This window comes from Variovorax paradoxus, assembly GCF_030811855.1.
Lineage (GTDB): Bacteria > Pseudomonadota > Gammaproteobacteria > Burkholderiales > Burkholderiaceae_C > Variovorax > Variovorax paradoxus_L.
Genome location: NZ_JAUSRN010000023.1, coordinates 68,477 through 85,514 on the forward strand (window position 1 = coordinate 68,477; position 17,038 = coordinate 85,514).

Below are 17,038 nucleotides of genomic sequence, written 5' to 3' on the forward strand. Positions count from 1 at the left end.
CCCAACATGACCTCGACCGCCCGCCCCGTCCGCTCCCAGTACGAAGATTTCATGCGCCACGTGGACACCCACGGGGTGTTCAAGAGCGACCGTACCGGTACGGGCACCAAGAGCGTGTTCGGCCACCAGATGCGCTTCGACCTGAACGAAGGCTTTCCGCTGGTGACCACGAAGAAGGTGCACCTGAAGTCGATCATCCAGGAACTGCTGTGGTTTTTGACCGGCTCCAGCAACAACAATTGGCTCAAGGAGCGCGGCGTCACCATCTGGGACGAGTGGGCGCGCGAAGATGGCGATCTGGGTCCGGTGTACGGCGTGCAATGGCGCAGCTGGCCCACGCCCGACGGCGGCCACATCGACCAGATCTCCGAAGTCATCAAGACCCTGAAGACCAACCCCGATTCGCGCCGCATCATCGTGAGCGCATGGAACGTGGCCGAGCTCTCGAAGATGGCACTCATGCCCTGCCACGCGTTCTTCCAGTTCTACGTGGCGCCGCCGCAAGCGCCGGGCGAGCGCGGCCAGCTCAGCTGCCAGCTCTACCAGCGCAGTGCCGACATTTTCCTTGGCGTGCCCTTCAACATCGCAAGCTATGCGCTGCTCACGCACATGGTGGCGCAGCAGTGCGATCTCGACGTGGGCGACTTCATCTGGACCGGCGGCGACTGCCACATCTACAGCAACCACGCCGAGCAGGTGGCGCTGCAGCTGAGCCGCGCGCCCTATCCCTATCCCACGCTAAACATCAAGCGCAAGCCAGCCTCGATCTTCGACTACCAGTACGAAGACTTCGAAGTGCTCGACTACAAGCATCACGAGCCCATCAAGGCGCCCGTGGCGGTGTAAGGGACCGTTCGGCCTCATGACCACACCGCGCATCAACCTCATCTTCGCCCGCGCTGCCAACGGCGTGATCGGCGCCAATGGGACCATGCCCTGGCACCTGCCCGAAGACCTGGCGCACTTCAAACGGACGACCGGCGCTGCGCCCGTCATCATGGGCCGCAAGACCTGGGACTCGCTGCCGCCGCGGTTCCGTCCGCTGCCGGGGCGATGGAACATCGTCATCACGCGGCAGGACGACTGGAAAGCCGAAGGCGCGCAGCGTGCGGCCAGCCTGCAAGAGGCGCTCTCGCTATGCGAAGAATCGCAGGTGCCCGAGGTATGGATCATCGGCGGCGCGCAGATCTATGCCGAGGCCGAACCGCTCGCGCAGTACGCCGTGGTGACCGAACTCGCCCACGATTACGAAGGCGATGCGCACGCGCCCGAACTCTCCCCTTCGGAGTGGCGCGAAACAAAGCGTGAGCCGCACGTTTCGGCCAAGGAAGGTTTGAATTTCAGCTTCGTGACCTACGAACGGGTCAGTTCTCCGAAGGCCTGAAAAGCCGCGCGCAAAGGCACGCGCGGCGTCCGATTGCATCGCCAATACACCGATACCGGTAACCGGCACAAGCGTCCAAAACCGGCGCTGCCCCCGGAAAATGGGACCTTCGTTTTCAGTCTCGGTAACGCAAAACACATTGATACAACTGCGGCCTGAATGTGCGCTGCAGCAATCAGCCACAAGCGCAAATTTCTCCGCACAATGCACGTCCGCCTATCTAGAACAAGGAGACGGCTCATGTCCATGGAATTTCTTCGGGTCATCGCCGAGCAGAGATTGCCATACGTCGTGCACACGCCGGCCGACATCGACAGACTGCGTGTGTTGCGGGCCGCCGAACTGGTGACCGCGTTCATTCCTCCCTCCGCCACGCACACGCCGGACGATCGCGCGATCCGTCATCTGGCCCAGGTGGAATCGATCACCGCCAAAGGCAAGCTGGTGCTGAACAAAGCCACTTCGGCCCTCATCGAACTCTGACGACGCGGCCTCAGCGCACCGTGCGCGGGCTGGCTGCTTCGAAACCCAGCCTCTTCATTGCCGCGCCCGGACTCTTCGCGGCTTTCGCATAGCCGGCCCACGGCTCGTTGCCTCGATCGAGCCGGGCATGGATGTTTCGAAGGGTCCACTGCGCACCGCTCGTGAGCGTCGGAACCTCCTGCCACTCCACCGGCACAGACACGCCCATACCGGGCCGCGCCCGCACCGACCACGCGCAGATGGTGGTTGCGCCGAAGCCATTGCGCAGGTAGTCGATGAAGATGCGACCGACACGGTTGCTCGGCCCGCTCTTCGCCACGAAGATCTGCGGCAAGGTGCGGGCCATGTGGCGCACGATGGCCTCTGAAAAGTCCTTCACCGTGTCCCAGTCGTACTGCCGCTTGAGCGGCACCACCACGTGCAGGCCCTTGCCGCCGCTGGTCTTGCAGAACGAAGGCAAACCCAGTTCGTCGAGCACCACGCGCATCAGCTCGGCCGCCTGCTGCACCATGGCCCAGGCGACACCCTCGCCGGGGTCGAGGTCGAAGGTCATGCGGTCGGGCTTTCCGATCAGCGTCTTCAAGCCGTTCCAGGTGTGGAACTCGATCACGTTCATCTGCGCCGCGCTCAAGAGGCCGAGGGGCCCCGCGATCTCGATCAGCGCGGGATGCGCCGGCCACAGCGCTGGGTCGAGCTGCCGCACGCCCGCCATCTGTCCCTCTTCCAGATGCTTCTGGAAGAAGAGCTGGCCATGAATGCCCTGCGGCGCCCGCACGAAAGACACGGGCCGGGCCTTGAGGTGCTCCATCATCAGCGGCGCGACGAGGCCGTAGAACCGCACAACCTCCACCTTCGTGATGCCCGTGGACTTGTCGACCACGCGGTCGGCGTTCGAGACCTTGAAGTTCGCGGGCATCGTGGTGGCGGGCGCGGGTCCGGCCTGCGTCTCGGGTTCGCGCTTCGCACCCGTCTGGTGAAGCGGCTTCTCGCGAATGATCGCCTTGGCGGGCTTGTCGCTGCGCAAGCTGTGAAACACCGGATGGCGCACATGCCCGTCCTTGGTCCACTCGGAAAACGTGACTTCGGCAAGCAGCACCGGCTTGACCCAATGCGCGAGGCGGTCGTTCTCGGTGGGGTCCTTGAAGGGTCGCTTGTCGACGCGAAGCGGCTTCAGCCTCTGGAGCATGTCGACGAGCATGCGGTCGTTGAAACCCGTGCCGACCTTGCCTGCATAGATGAGTTCGCCCTTGTCGTCGTGCACGCCAAGCAGCAGTGAACCGATTCCCACCCTCGAACCCTTGGGATCGGTGTAGCCGCCGATGACGAACTCCTGCCGCGACGAGCACTTGAGCTTGATCCAGTCGGACGAACGCCGCGAGGCATAGGTGCTGTTCTTTTTCTTGCCGATGACGCCCTCGAGGCCGATCTTGCAGGCCGAGGCGACGATGTCCTGGGGCGGTGCGTCGAAGACTGCGCTGAAGCGGATCTCGGGCGGTGCCTTGGCAAGCAGCGTCTCCAGCAAGGCCCGGCGCTCGACCAGCGGCACGCCGGTGAGATCGAAGCCGCCGTAGTACGGAATATCGAAAAGAAAGTAGACGATGTTGCGCGTCTTGTCGCTGTCGAAGGCGTTCTGCAGCGCCTGGAAGTCGGTGCCTCCGGATTCATTGAGCACCACCACCTCGCCGTCCAGCCAGCCCGGCTTCAGCTTCATGCGCTCGATCGCGCGCACCAGGTGCGGCATGCGGCTGCTCCAGTCGTGTCCGTTGCGCGTGAAGAGCTGCACGCCCTTGGCGTCGATGCGGGCGAGCAGCCTGTAGCCGTCGAACTTGATTTCGAAGATCCAGTTCTGCGGGTCCGGCGGCGGGCCATCGACCAGCGTGGCGAGCAGCGGCGAGAGCTTGGCCGGCATGGCGGCCTTCACCGCATCGGCGGGCATGCCGCCCTTGGCCGCCTTGCCGCGCTTTGCCGGCGAGGTCGAAGCAGCAGTTGCAGGCGCTGCGGCAACAGCTTCGGGCATCGGCAGCGCAGCCACGCTGTCGGGAAACTGGTCGATCACGCTGAACTCGGCCGCAGGGCGGGCATAGCCATCGTGCTCCTTGATCAGGAGCCATGCGTCCTGCTTGTCGCTCTTGTTGCCGTGCATGCGCACCAGCGCCCACTTGCCGCGCAGCTTGTAGCCGTGCAGCTCGAACTTCAGGTGCCCCTCCCTGTAGCCTTTGCGCGCATCGCCGAGCGGAGTCCAGGTCCCCTTGTCCCAGATGATCACCTTGCCCGCGCCGTATTGCTTGGGCGGTATCTCGCCTTCGAACTGGTTGTAGGAAATCGGGTGGTCTTCCACGTGCACGGCCATGCGCTTGTCGTGCGTGTCGTAGCTCGGACCCTTGGGCACTGCCCAGCTTTTCATGGCGCCGTCGAGCTCGATCCTGAAGTCGTAATGCAGGCGGGTCGCCCAGTGCTTCTGCACCACGAACTGCAGCGTGCCGGGCGCCGATGCGCCGCCTTCCTCCGGCTCGGGCGTGACGCCGAAGTTGCGCTTCTCCTTGTAGCGCTTCAGCGGGTTTGCGCGCGCCATGGCGTGTCGGCCTCTGCCCCGCCTTGCGGATGGCTTGCCGCATAGCGTTCGAGAAGCAGGTAGAGCACGATGCCGCCGCCCAGCGGCAGCAGGTAGTAAAGCGCGCGGTAGGCCAGCACGGCCCCCATCAGTGCGCCCTGGCGCACGCTGCCCGAAAGCAGCGCCAGGTACACGGCCTCCAATACGCCCAGGCCGGCAGGAATCGGCGTTATGACGCCGACGATGGAGGCGGCCAGCAGAACGCTCAGCGTCGTTGCATATGGCACCTGCCGCCCGAGCAGCAGGTACATGGCGCACCCCATCAACGACCAGTTGGCGGTGGAGAGCGTGAGTTGGATGAGCGCCAGCTTCGCGGAAGGCAGCCTCAGCTTGCGCCCCCGCAGCTGCCATTGCCGCCCTCGCGAAAAAGCGCAGGCCACCACGTACGCCGCAGCCAGAAGAATCATGACCACGCCAAGGCCGCGCAGTGCGCCCGCCCCGATGCTCGCCTGGCGCGGCGGCGAAATGATGCCGGCCGCGAACAGGCCGCCGGCCAGCAGGCCGTAACCGAGCCAGTTAGTCGCCAGGCTGACCCCGACGACCTGCGCCACCGAGGCCTCGTCCAGCCCAGCACGCGCATAGAGCCGCGCGCGCAGCGCAATGCCGCCGACCAGCGAGCCCAGGTTGAGATTGAAGGCGTAGCTGGTCACGGCAATGGCCCAGGTCCGCCAGGCTGGCACCCGATGGCGGATGTGCCGCCGGCCGATCAAGTCGTAGCAGCCGTAGAGCGCATGGCTTGCCGTGGCAACCCCGAGCACCCCCAGCAGCAACGTTGCGGGATAGCGCTGCAGCGCCTCCCAAGCGCCCGCCCAGTCGACCTTGTGCGCATGCGACAGCAGCAGGCCGAGCACCGCGACGGCGACCAGCGGCAGCACCCATCGGCGGCAGCGCCGCCAGAGCGAAGGCCGGCGGGCCGACCGGGCCGCCGCCGAGAGCGTGGTGGCATCGTGGTTCATGCGTGGCTACGCAGGATCGAGATCAGCGCCGCCAGATCGAGCGGCTTGAGCAGATGATGGTCGAAGCCCGCGTTGGCGATGCGCTCCTTGTCGCCCCGCTGGCCCCAGCCGGTCAATGCGACGAGGATCAGTCCGGAAAGATCGGGGTTGGCGCGAAGCTTCATGGCCAGCTCGCAGCCGTCCATGCCCGGCATGCCGATGTCCAGGATCGCGATTCCCGGCGCCGGGCCTTCGGCGATCAGGCGCAGTGCGGCAGCGCCGCTGTAGGCCACGCGGGTCGATGCGCCGAGCGAGCGCAGCAGGTCGCTGAGCGCATCGGCCGCATCCCGGTTGTCGTCGACGATCAGCACCGTGCGCGGCAGCGATGCCGGCCAGCCGCTAACAGCAGGCAATGGCGCCTGAGTTGCGCCCGCCTCGAGCCGCGTGAGCGGCAGGCGCACGCAGAACATCGCGCCGCAGCCGAGCCCCGCGCTGCGTGCCTCGACGCTGCCTCCATGAAGCTCGACCAGGCTCTTCACCAGGGTGAGCCCGATGCCCAGCCCCCCTTGCGCCGCCTTCGAGGTGCCGCTCACCTGCACGAACATTTCGAAGATCGACTTCAGCATGTCGGGTTCGATGCCAGTGCCGTTGTCCCAGATCTCGACCACGGCGTCGCGCTTTTCCTCGCGAAGAACGATGCGTATCTTTCCGCCAGGTGCGGTGTACTTCGCGGCGTTGTTCAGCAGGTTCGAAAAAACCTGCGTCAGGCGGACGCCGTCGCCCCGCACCACCAGCGGCTGGCTGCACAGGTCCACGCTCAAGATGTGGTTGGAGCCTTCGAGCAAAGGCCGGCTCAGCTCGATGGCGTCCTTGATCACCGCCTCCAGCGCGACGGCTTCCATGCGCAGCTCGATCTTGCCGCGCGTGATGCGCGAGACTTCCATCAGGTCGTTCACCAGCCGCACCATGTGGTCGATCTGCCGGCCCATGAGCTCGTAGTAGCGCTGGGCATCCGCGGGCTCGTGCGGCTTGCGCATCAAGAGCGTCAGCGCGGTGCTCATCGGTGCCAGCGGGTTGCGCAGTTCGTGCGCCAGCGTGGCAAGGAACTCAGTTTTGCGCTGGTCGGATTCACGCAGGCCGTCGAGCAGGTCGCGCAATTGGTATTGCCGGTTGCGTGCCCGCAGCACTGTGCGAACCGTGCTGATCAGCGAGGCCACGCGCATCGGCCGTTCAATTACCGTGACGTTCGCGAGCCGGTCCATGGCCGCGGCGATCACCGGCGAATCGGCACCCTGTCGGGCCAGGATGAGCACCGGCAGATCGGACCAGGGGGGCTGCGCGCCCAGCGCTTCGGTCAATGCGGCGGCAGCCGGGTCGGAAAGCACTTCTTCCGCCAACATGATGGCGCCGGCCCCTTCCTGGAGGCCGCGCACCAGTTCGCACAAGTTGGCGCAGGTGTGCGAGGTGACCTGCGCACGTGCCAGTACGGCGCTCGCCATGAAGGCATCCCTGGAGGTCGCGGTGCGCAGCAAGATGCGCTGCTCGACGGATGCGGGTAGCGAGCTCACGATGAGGGATGCACCCCGTCGATAGGAATGGGAATGCCCGTCAGAATGCCCCGGAAGTTGCGCAGCGGCTCGCCCACGTGCAGGCCGGTCGCAGTCATGGAGAAATCGCGGATGGTCCGCTCGTGTGCACCGCCCCGCTTCTTCAGCACCGAGATCGCCTGGCGCACTTCGCCGTCCAACTCGAAGTAGCGAAGCAGCACGACGGCGTCCGCCAGATAGCTCGCGTCCACGGGCGTCTGCATCTGCATGCCGATGAGGCCGTGCTGCGCACCCACCAGCAGCGTGGCGACACCGGCCTGCCCCAGATAGGAAAGCAGCTCGTGCAACTGCACGATGAGAAAGCGCTCGTCGGGCATGGCGTTGAGGTAGCCGTTGAGGCTGTCGATCACCACCACCGCTGCACCCGACTCGACCACCGCCAGCCGGATCAGGTGCACGAACTCGCCCGGAGACAGCTCTGCAGGATCGACCTGCCGCACCTTGATGAGGCCGGATTCGATGTGCGGCGTGAGGTCCATGCCCATGCTCTCGCAGCGCGTGCGCAGCGTATAAATGCTTTCGTCGAACACGAAAAGGGCGGCGCATTCGCCCCGCTGCGCCGCGGCCAGCGCAAACTGCACCGCGACCGTCGATTTGCCGGTGCCCGGCGCGCCGACGAACAGCGTGCTCGTGCCCCGTTCGATGCCTCCGCCCAACAAGGCATCGAGCGAATCGATGCCGCTGGGAATTCGGGCTTGCGACAGTTCCGATGCATGTTCGGCCGCCACCAGTCGAGGAAACACGCGCAGCCCGCCACGGTCGATACGGTAGTCGTGGTAGCCGCCGCGAAACTGTTTGCCCCTGTATTTGCTGACGACGAGCCGGCGCCGCGCGGCGCCGTAGTCGGAGCTGATCTGCTCCAGCCGCAGCACGGCATGGGCGATGCTCTGCACCTGTAGGTCGTGCTTCATGGCGGTCATGTCGTCGAGCAGCAGCACGGTGCACTGCCGGCCGGCAAAGAACTGCTTGAGTGCCAGGATCTGTCGCCGGTAGCGCAGGGAGCTGCCCGCCAAAAGCCGCAGCTCTGAAAGCGAATCGAACACCACGCGCGTGGGCTTGATCACGTCGACGTCCGAGAGGATTCTCAAGGTCGTCTCGCTGAGCTCCACCTCGGAGGGATGGAACATCGTGTATTGCTCGTCGGGCTCGAGCGCGGCTTCCGACGGAAGCATTTCCCGCACCTCGATGCCGCTCAGATCCCATCCATGGGATTGCGCCACGCCCCGGAGCTCCCGCGCCGTTTCCGACAGGGTGACGTACAGCACCGGTTCGCCCCGCTTGGCCCCTTCGATCAGGAATTGAAGTGCGATGGTGGTCTTGCCGGCGCCGGGGGTTCCTTCGACGAGGTAGAGGCGGTTGGACGTGAGGCCGCCGCCCAGAACATCGTCGAGCCCCGGAACGCCCACCTTCATCAGGCTTTCCTGCATGTCCGACCCGGCCGCGCCGTCGAGTTTCATTTCGTCCTCCGTCGTGTGGACAGACAGTCCCTTCTGCCCTTTTCTCTTAGCGATCTGCGGCGCCGGGCGGCTCCGCAGGCGGGGCAGCCAATGCCCGCCGGAGAATTTGTATCAAGGCGGCGGGGCCGCGGTTGTAGGGCATCGCCGTTCTTCGCGAGAAGACAAAGCCACCGCGCCGATTGCGCTCAGGCTTTGTCGGGCGTCTTGCGCTCGGCGTCGCCGCGGTCCTCGAGCTTCTTGTTCTCGACCTTCTTCATCATTTCCTCGCCCTCGGGGTCGGTTCCATCCAAGGGCACGGATTCTTCCTGGGTGAGCTCGGGTTCGTCGGGGGAGCGCTTGCGGGGCGGCTGTGGCGATGGGGTGTTCATTTGGCAATCTCCAGAGTGGGTTCCGATGGTGGTGCGGGCGCCACCGCGGAAACGCTCAGGCAAAGGCGGATGTCAGGGTCAGCGAAGGCCGACGGCCAAGCCCCGCTATGAAGCCGGCACCACCGCATCCACCGGCGCCTCGCTCGCCTCGATGAAAAGCCGCCTGATCATGGGAAACCGCGCGCGCACCTGGGTCTCGATGGCAGAGATGGCGTCGGCTGCATCGCCGGTGGCCGTGCCGTCCTTGAAATTCACGTCGACGATGGCCAGCACGTCGTCCGGGCCGATGTACATCGACAGCACGCGACCGACGTTGCTGACGCTGGGCTGCTCCATGGCCAGGCTGCGGATGGCCCGCGCGGTCTCGGGCCGGATGCCTTCACCGATGAGCAGGCCGCGCGCCTGGCTGATCAGCAGCACCGCCACGCCCGCCAGCAGGAGCCCGATCACCACCGAGGCGGCGCCGTCGAGCGCCGGCATGTCGAGCCGGTGGCTGAAGTAGATGCCCAGCGCCGCCACCACCAGCCCCAGCAGCGCGGCCGAATCCTCGGCCAGCACGGTGTAGGTGGTGGGGTCCTTGCTTTGCTCCAGCGCACGCCAGAACGGCGCGCCGCGCGATTGGGCGCGGAACTGCCGCAGCGCAACCAGGAAACTCGCGCCCTCGAACAGCATGGCCAAGCCCAGCACCACGTAGTTCCAAGTGGGGTCCTGCATCGGCTCCGGATGGCGGATGTGCTGAATGCCTTCGTAGAACGACACGCCACCGCCAAGACCGAAGATGAGCACCGCGACGATCAGGCTCCAAAAGTAGAGCTCCTTGCCGTGGCCGAAGGGATGCTGGACGGTCGGGGGCCGCTGGCTCAGCCGGATGCCCACCAGCAGCAACACGCCGTTGAAAGTGTCGACCGCCGAGTGGATGCCTTCGGACAGCATGGCCGAGCTGCCGGTGATGCCGGCCACCACGAACTTGGTCGCGGCAATGGCCACGTTGGCCGCAATGGCGCCGTAGATCGCAAGCTTCGACTCAGCCATTCAGCGCGTGCGGCCGGAGGCCTGCTCCCGCGCGCTTCCGGCTTGGGCTTCAGGGAAGGCCAAGGTAGACCCGCAAATCGTCCTTGATGGTGCCCGCGGACGCCACGGCCATGCGCAGCCGCGCCTCGCTGACGCCAAACCACCTGGTCCAGTAGTCGACCTCCTTCAGGTCGGTGATGTCGATTTGCTCGTCGTTCTGCGGAACGCGGATCTCCATGTCATCCGGCATCGGGGTCTCCAAGTGGTTGGGAGACGGCAGTTTGGCTGGCGCAAAGTGTCGCCGGGCCGGACGAATTCCTTGGTCGATGCAGGACAAGTTCTACATGCGCCACAGCCGCGCCTACTCGGCGCGCGCCGCCTTCGGCCGGGCGTGCACCAGCTCCAGAAAATGCTCCGCGGGCTTGGTCAGCGGGCGGTCCTTTCGTACGAGGCTGCCGTAGGCTTCGAGCTTCTGGCGGATGCGGTAGTGCACGATGTGAAGCAGCCCATGCTCGGCGTCCCGTCGCGCCATGGCCTCCGGCACCACCGCGATCATTTGCGAACGCCGGATCAGGTTGATGGTGGTCAGAATGGAACCGGTCTCGATCAGCCCCTTGGGCAGCGTTGCATGGTGATCGCGAAACTCGTGCTCGATCAGGTCGCGCATCGGGCTGCCGGCCGGCTGCAATATCCACGGGTAGTCCAGCAGCATCTCAAACTCCACCTTGCGCTTGCGCGCCAGCGGATGGTCGTTGCCGACCACCACCGCAAGCCCCTCGTCCTCGATGGCCCTGAACACGCAGTCGAAGCCCGGCTGACTGACCAGCCGGCCGATCACCACTTCGAGCACGCCTTCGCGCAGCTGCGCCAAAAGGCGGTCGCTGGTATCGACGGCAATTTCTACTGAGAGCAGCGGGAACAGCGCCTTCAGGCCGAGCAGCGCCTCGGTCAGGTGCCCGGGCGAGGCGGCCATGATGCTGCCGACGGAGAACTTGCCCGCGCTGCCGAGCCGCAGTTCGCCGAGCTCGCGGTTCAGCGCCTCCATGCTGCCGCGAATGCTTCGGAAGTAGCCGGTCACGCGTTCGCCGGCCGGATTGAGCTGCAGACCCCGGCCGACGCGGTCGAACAGCGACTGGCCGAGCGCGCTCTCGAGTTCATGAAGCATCTTGGTGGCCGCGGGCTGCGTCAACCCGAGTTGCCCCGCCGCGGCGCGCAGGGTGCGGCGGTCCTCGATCGCCAGGATGAGCGCGATCTGCCGCATGCGCAGCCGGTTGAGCAGTTGGGGCGTGGTGTCCTGCTTGTCGATGGAGCCCATTGTTTGATCACCTCCGGTTATTGATCGATCAAGAGCTTTCAGTTTACGAGGATCAATCGCCTGCCTACGATTGGCCCTGAGGATTTTGGAAAAACAGTCGGAGACAAGCAGATGAAACGAACGCTCATGGCGGCCACGGCCGCGGGGCTGCTGGCACTTGGCGCCGGCGCCGCACAGGCCCAGGACTGGCCCACTCGCCCCATCAAGATCTATGTCGGCTCCGCCCCGGGTGGCGGCACCGATGCCATGGCCCGCGCGGTGGCCGACCGGCTAGGGCCCCTGCTCAAGCAACCGGTGGTGGTCGACAACCGGCCCGGCGCATCGAACACGCTCGCGGCAGACGCCACCGCCAAGTCCACCGACGGCCACACGATGGTGATGGGCGTGGTCACGGCGCATGCAATTGCGCCGCACCTGCTCAAGCTCAACTACGACAGCAACCGCGACCTGGTGCCGGTGGCTTTCGTCGGCGCGGTGCCCAACGTACTGGTGGTGAGCAACAGCGTGCCGGCCGACTCGGTGCAGGGGCTGGTCAAGCTCGCGAAGCAGGAGCCGGGCAAGCTTAATTACGCCACCAGCGGCGCGGGCAGCACGCAGCACATCGCGGCCCAGATGTTCAAGGATGCGGCCGGCGTCAACCTCGTCCACGTGCCGTACAAGGGCAGCGGCCCGGCGCTGATCGATCTCGTCGGCGGCCAGGTGCAGCTGAGCTTCGACACCATGCCTTCGGTGATCGGTCAGATCCGCAACAACAAGGTGCGCGCGCTTGCCGTGACCACGCAAAAGCGCAACCCGCAGCTGCCCAACGTGCCGACTCTCGCCGAAGCCGGTGTGCCGAACATCGAGATGAGCGCCTGGTACGGCATCTACATGCCGGCCGCCACGCCCAAGGCGGTGCAAGACAAGGTGCACGACGCGGTGACCCAGGTGCTTGCCATGCCCGAGACAAAGACCCGCCTCGACGCCATCGGCGCCGAGATCACGCCGATGACCCAGGCGCAGTTCGCGCAGTTCCATGCCGCCGAATACAAGCGCTTTGGCGAGGTCATCAAGAAGAATCAAATCAAGCTGGATTAGGCCCATCCCTATGAACATGCAAGCCCTCCCCGTTGTCGCCCTCACCCTGGGCGACCCAGCCGGCATCGGCCCCGAGCTGATCGCGCGGCTCCTCGCTCGGCCCGACGCCACCGCGGACGCGAACATCGTGCTCGTCGGCGACCGCTGGCTATGGGAAGACGGCCAGCGCATCGCCGGCGTCTTCGTCGGCACCGACGAGGTGAAGACACTGGCAGAAGTGCGGAGCCGCGCGAGCACGGCGCGTCCGGCCTTCCTGGCGGTGCAGAGCATCGATCCGGCGCTGGTGCAGCGCGGCCAGGCCGCTGCACCGGGCGGGCGCGCGGTGCTGAAAGTGCTCGACCAGTGCATGGACGCGACGCTGGCCGGCGAGGTCGATGCGATCTGCTTTGCGCCGCTCAACAAGCAGGCCATGAAGATCGGAGGCATGCAGCATGAAGACGAGCTGCACCACTTCGCGGATCACCTGGGCGTGACCGGATACTTCTGCGAGTTCAACACGCTCGGCGAGCTCTGGACTTCGCGCATCTCGTCGCATGTGCCGCTGAAGGACGTGGCCGGCTACCTGAGCGTGGAGCGCATCGAGCAGGCGGCCGAGCTGATCTACCGCTCGCTGCTGGCCAACGGCGTGGCCGAGCCCAAGGTTGCCATCGCGGCCTTCAATCCGCACGGCGGCGACGGCGGCGTGTGCGGGCGCGAAGAGGTCGAGATCATCGAGCCGGCGGTCAAGGCGCTGCAGGCGCGCAGCTGGCCCACCGAGGCGCCCTTCCACGGCCCGTTCCCGGCCGACACCATCTTCCTGAAAGCCCAGGCCGGCGAGTACCAGGCGATCGTGACCATGTACCACGACCAGGGCCAGATCGCGATCAAGCTGCTGGGCTTCAGCCGCGGCGTCACGGTGCAGGGCGGGCTGCCGATCCCGATCACCACGCCCGCACACGGCACCGCCTATGACATCGCAGGCCAGGGCAAGGCCAGCGCCGAAGCCATGTGGCAGGCGTTCCGGATTGCCAGCCGCATGGGGGCCACGCGCATTCTCGGCAAGGCTGCGCTCGCCGCCTGACCGAAGCATTCACCACCGACTCAGAAAGACCGAGAAGATGAAGATCAAATCCGTGCGCGCCCGTGTTTTCGAATGGAAGGGCAAGACCGTTCCGCCGCAGGGCAACTTCTGCTCCAACGCGATGGACCTCTTGTACGCACCGCAGGAAACCATGAGCACCTTCCGCTTCCATTCGTGGACCGTGATCGAGATCGAGACCGACGACGGCATCGTGGGCCTGGGCAACGTGGCGCTCGCGCCGGCCATTGCCAAGGCCATCATCGATCAGTACCTCGCACCGCTGGTCATCGGGCATGACCCCTGGGACTACGAGTACCTGTGGCAGCGCATGTACCGCGCCACGCACGCCTGGGGCCGCAAGGGCGTGACGATGGCCGCCATCTCGGCGGTCGACCTCGCGATCTGGGACATCCTGGGCAAGTCGGTCAACAAGCCGGTGTTCAAGCTGCTCGGCGGCCGCACGAAAGAAAAGATTCCCTGCTATTACTCGAAGCTGTACCGCACTGACCTGAAGGAAATGCAGGCCGAGGCGCAGAAGTTTCTCAACCAGGGCTTCACCGCGTTCAAGATGCGCTTCGGCTACGGCCCGGCGCACCTGCAGAAGGGCGTGGCGGAAAACCTCAAGTCGGTGGAGGCGGTGCGCGAAGTCATCGGCTACGACAACGACCTGATGCTCGAGTGCTACATGGGCTGGAACCTCGAGTACGCCAAGCGCATGCTGCCCAAGCTTGAGAAGTTCCAGCCGCGCTGGCTCGAAGAGCCGGTGATCGCCGACGACATCGACGGCTACGCCGAGCTGAACCAGCTGACCAGCATCCCGATCTCGGGCGGCGAGCACGAGTTCTCGCTTTACGGCTTCAAGCAGCTCTTGGACCGCAAGGCGGTGTCGGTGGTGCAGTACGACACCAACCGCGTGGGCGGCATCACGGCGGCACACAAGATCAATGCGCTGTGCGAGGCCTACAGCGTGCCGGTCATTCCGCATGCGGGCCAGATGCACAACTACCACCTGACGATGAGCACGCTGGCTTCGCCGATGAGCGAGTACTTCCCGATGCACGACGTCGAAGTGGGCAACGAGCTGTTCTATTACATCTTCGACGGCGAGCCGGTGGCCGAGAACGGGTTCGTGCAGCTCGACGACAACAAGCCGGGCCTGGGCCTCACGCTGAAGACCGAGCACCTCAAGGACTTCAACATCGTCGAGTGACGGTGCAACAGCCATGTCCCTGCCCCGCTCTCAAGCCCGGGTGATCCGGCTGCATGCCAACGACGATGTCGTGATCTCGCTCGACCAGCTGGTCCCGGGCACGCACATCGAAAGCGAAAACGTGGCGGTGGCCGGGCTGATTCCGCCGGGCCACAAGATGGCCACGCGCGCCATCGATCCGGGCGCCGCGGTGCGCCGCTACGGGCAGATCATCGGCTTTGCTAGCAGGCCGATTCGCGCGGGTCAGCACGTGCACACCCAGAACCTTGCGATGGGCGACTTCACGCGGGACCATGCGCATGCGGCCGATGCGCGCCCGACGCTACACGCCGCCGAGCCCGCGACCTTCGAAGGCATCGTGCGAGAAGACGGCCGCGTCGCCACGCGCAACTACATCGGCATATTGACCTCGGTGAACTGCTCGGCCACGGTGGCGCGCGCCATCGCGGACCGCTTCCGGCGCGACATCCATCCAGCGATGCTGGCGCCGTTTCCGAACATCGACGGCGTGGTGGCGCTCACGCACGGCACCGGCTGCGCGGTCGACCCGGAAGGCGCAGGCCTCGCGATTCTTCAGCGCACGCTGGGCGGCTACGCATGCCATCCCAACTTTGCGAGCGTGCTGGTCATCGGCCTGGGCTGCGAAACGAATCAGGTGTCCACGCTGTTGGCCACGCAAGGCCTGGCGGATAGCGCCCGCCTGCAAAGCTTCACGATTCAGGACACCGGCGGAACGACCAAAACCATCGCGCGCGGCATCGAGCTGATCCAGCAGATGCTGCCGCAGGCCAACGCCGTGAAGCGGCAGACAGTGCCCGCGAGTCACCTGGTCGTGGGCCTCCAATGCGGCGGCTCCGACGGCTACTCGGGCATCTCTGCCAACCCGGTGCTGGGTGCGGCGGTCGACCTGCTGGTGGCGCACGGCGGCACGGCCATCCTGTCGGAAACGCCCGAGATCTACGGCGCCGAGCATCTGCTGACGCGCCGCGCGCAGACGCCCGACATCGGCCGCAAGCTGGTCGACCGCATCCGCTGGTGGGAGGCCTACTGCGCGCGCAACGGCGCCGCGATGGACAACAACCCTTCGGCGGGCAACAAGGCCGGCGGCCTGACCACCGTGCTCGAGAAGTCGCTGGGCGGCATCGCCAAGGCGGGCTCGACCAACCTCGTCGACGTGTACGAGTACGCGCAGCCGGTGCGTGCCCGCGGCCTGGTGTTCATGGACACGCCGGGCTACGACCCGATCTCGGCCACCGGCCAGGTGGCGGGCGGCGCCAACCTCATCTGCTTCACCACGGGGCGCGGCTCGGCCTACGGCTGCGCGCCCTCCCCGTCTTTCAAGCTCGCGACGAATACCGCGCTGTGGGAGCGGCAGTCGGACGACATGGACCTCAACTGCGGCGAGGTGCTCGACGGCACGCGCAGCATCGGGGAACTCGGCGCCCGGCTGTTCCGCATGCTGCTGGACACCGCCTCGGGCCAGCCCTCGCGCAGCGAACTCCACGGCTACGGCCAGCAGGAGTTCGTGCCCTGGCAAATCAGCGTGGTCACCTGACCCGCACTTCTTTCATCACACATGACAACCACACGCTCTGCCCGCTTCCGCGGCATCTTCCCCGTCGTTCCGACGCCATTCACCGAAAGCGGCGAGCTCGACCTCCCGAGCCAGAAGCGCTGCGTCGACTTCATGATCGACGCCGGCTCCGACGGCCTCTGCATCCTGGCCAATTTTTCCGAGCAATTTCTGCTGTCGGACGACGAGCGCGAGGTGCTCACGCGCACCGTGCTCGAACATGTGGCGGGCCGCGTGCCGGTGATCGTGACCACCACGCACTTCAGCACCACCGTGTGCGCCGAACGCAGCCGCCGCGCACAGGCCATGGGCGCCGCCATGCTCATGGTGATGCCGCCGTATCACGGGGCCACGTTCCGCGTGCCCGAGCCGCAGATCCATGACTTCTATGCACGCCTGTCGGACGCGGTGGACATTCCCATCATGGTCCAGGATGCGCCGGCCGCGGGCACTCCGCTGTCGGCCGCGTTCCTCGCAAAGATGGCGCGCGAGATCGAGCATGTCGCTTACTTCAAGATCGAAACGGCTGGTGCGGCATCGAAGCTGCGCGAGCTGATCCGGCTCGGCGGTGACGCGGTCGAAGGCCCATGGGACGGCGAAGAAGCGATCACGCTGCTGCCCGATCTCGACGCTGGCGCCACCGGTTCGATGACCGGCGGCGGCTACCCGGATGGCATTCGCCCGATCATCGAGGCGCACCGCGCCGGCGACCGCGACCAGGCCTTTGCGCTCTACCAGCGCTGGCTGCCGCTCATCAACCACGAGAACCGCCAGTCGGGCTTCCTTGCGGCCAAGGCGCTGATGAAGGAAGGCGGCGTGATCGCTTGCGAAGCGCCGCGCCACCCCTGGCCCACGATGCATCCGGAAACCCGCAAGGGGTTGATCGAGACCGCGCGGCGGCTCGACCCGCTGGTGCTGCGTTGGGCGCGATGAACAAAGGAAACCCA

General features: G+C 65.9%; 16 protein-coding genes. 8 read left to right on the plus strand and 8 right to left on the minus strand.

All coding sequences use genetic code 11. The features are described 5' to 3' along the window. Positions 1-6: 6 nt before the first annotated feature. From J2X92_RS28460 to J2X92_RS28470, 3 genes are all read left to right on the plus strand, one after another. Entirely contained in the window at positions 7-846 is an 840-nt protein-coding gene (locus J2X92_RS28460) for a thymidylate synthase (protein ID WP_307581058.1), read from the plus strand. Between the two features lie 16 nt (positions 847-862). Beyond that, positions 863-1,384 (plus strand): dihydrofolate reductase, encoded by a 522-nt coding sequence (locus J2X92_RS28465; protein WP_307581059.1) that lies wholly within the window; start codon positions 863-865, stop codon positions 1,382-1,384. A 240-nt stretch (positions 1,385-1,624) separates the two neighbouring features. Continuing rightward, positions 1,625-1,867: a hypothetical protein gene (locus J2X92_RS28470; protein WP_307581061.1), complete on the plus strand. Its 243-nt coding sequence runs from the start codon at positions 1,625-1,627 to the stop codon at positions 1,865-1,867. A gap of 10 nt (positions 1,868-1,877) precedes the next feature. On the opposite strand, the gene ligD is transcribed toward J2X92_RS28470, so the two are convergent. The 8 genes from ligD to J2X92_RS28510 all read right to left on the minus strand — a co-directional run bounded on the left by ligD (position 1,878) and on the right by J2X92_RS28510 (position 11,171). After that, positions 1,878-4,439, minus strand: a complete 2,562-nt coding sequence (gene ligD / locus J2X92_RS28475; protein WP_307581063.1) for a DNA ligase D — start codon at positions 4,437-4,439, stop codon at positions 1,878-1,880. Next, on the minus strand, positions 4,418-5,434 hold the full coding sequence (locus tag J2X92_RS28480) for a lysylphosphatidylglycerol synthase domain-containing protein (protein WP_307581065.1): 1,017 nt from the start codon (positions 5,432-5,434) through the stop codon (positions 4,418-4,420). The genes ligD and J2X92_RS28480 overlap by 22 nt, the downstream gene beginning before the upstream one ends. Further along, positions 5,431-6,981 carry a hybrid sensor histidine kinase/response regulator gene (locus J2X92_RS28485; protein ID WP_307581067.1) on the minus strand — a complete coding sequence of 517 codons (1,551 nt, stop codon included), beginning with the start codon at positions 6,979-6,981 and terminating at the stop codon, positions 5,431-5,433. Before J2X92_RS28485 ends, J2X92_RS28480 begins: the two co-directional genes overlap by 4 nt. After that, positions 6,978-8,477 (minus strand): ATPase domain-containing protein, encoded by a 1,500-nt coding sequence (locus J2X92_RS28490; protein WP_307581069.1) that lies wholly within the window; start codon positions 8,475-8,477, stop codon positions 6,978-6,980. Before J2X92_RS28490 ends, J2X92_RS28485 begins: the two co-directional genes overlap by 4 nt. Before the next feature lie 185 nt (positions 8,478-8,662). Beyond that, entirely contained in the window at positions 8,663-8,845 is a 183-nt protein-coding gene (locus J2X92_RS28495; RefSeq protein ID WP_307581071.1) for a hypothetical protein, read from the minus strand. Positions 8,846-8,950: 105 nt separating this feature from the next. Further along, positions 8,951-9,877 carry a cation diffusion facilitator family transporter gene (locus J2X92_RS28500; RefSeq protein WP_307581073.1) on the minus strand — a complete coding sequence of 309 codons (927 nt, stop codon included), beginning with the start codon at positions 9,875-9,877 and terminating at the stop codon, positions 8,951-8,953. A gap of 49 nt (positions 9,878-9,926) precedes the next feature. Next, positions 9,927-10,106 (minus strand): DUF3606 domain-containing protein, encoded by a 180-nt coding sequence (locus J2X92_RS28505; RefSeq protein WP_307581075.1) that lies wholly within the window; start codon positions 10,104-10,106, stop codon positions 9,927-9,929. A gap of 111 nt (positions 10,107-10,217) precedes the next feature. Then, entirely contained in the window at positions 10,218-11,171 is a 954-nt protein-coding gene (locus J2X92_RS28510) for a LysR family transcriptional regulator (protein WP_093012274.1), read from the minus strand. Positions 11,172-11,282: 111 nt separating this feature from the next. On the opposite strand from J2X92_RS28510, the gene J2X92_RS28515 reads away from it, so the two are divergent. The 5 genes from J2X92_RS28515 to J2X92_RS28535 are packed head-to-tail and all read left to right on the plus strand — an operon-like array spanning position 11,283 to position 17,024. Beyond that, positions 11,283-12,248 (plus strand): Bug family tripartite tricarboxylate transporter substrate binding protein, encoded by a 966-nt coding sequence (locus tag J2X92_RS28515; RefSeq protein WP_373424895.1) that lies wholly within the window; start codon positions 11,283-11,285, stop codon positions 12,246-12,248. Positions 12,249-12,258: 10 nt separating this feature from the next. Continuing rightward, a complete protein-coding gene (locus tag J2X92_RS28520) occupies positions 12,259-13,308 on the plus strand; it encodes a 4-hydroxythreonine-4-phosphate dehydrogenase PdxA (protein WP_307581077.1) in 1,050 nt (349 codons plus the stop codon). A gap of 37 nt (positions 13,309-13,345) precedes the next feature. Further along, positions 13,346-14,518, plus strand: a complete 1,173-nt coding sequence (locus J2X92_RS28525; protein ID WP_307581079.1) for an L-rhamnonate dehydratase — start codon at positions 13,346-13,348, stop codon at positions 14,516-14,518. 13 nt (positions 14,519-14,531) lie between these two features. Then, positions 14,532-16,073 (plus strand): UxaA family hydrolase, encoded by a 1,542-nt coding sequence (locus J2X92_RS28530; protein WP_307581081.1) that lies wholly within the window; start codon positions 14,532-14,534, stop codon positions 16,071-16,073. A gap of 21 nt (positions 16,074-16,094) precedes the next feature. Then, positions 16,095-17,024 (plus strand): dihydrodipicolinate synthase family protein, encoded by a 930-nt coding sequence (locus J2X92_RS28535; protein WP_307581083.1) that lies wholly within the window; start codon positions 16,095-16,097, stop codon positions 17,022-17,024. Positions 17,025-17,038 lie beyond the last annotated feature (14 nt).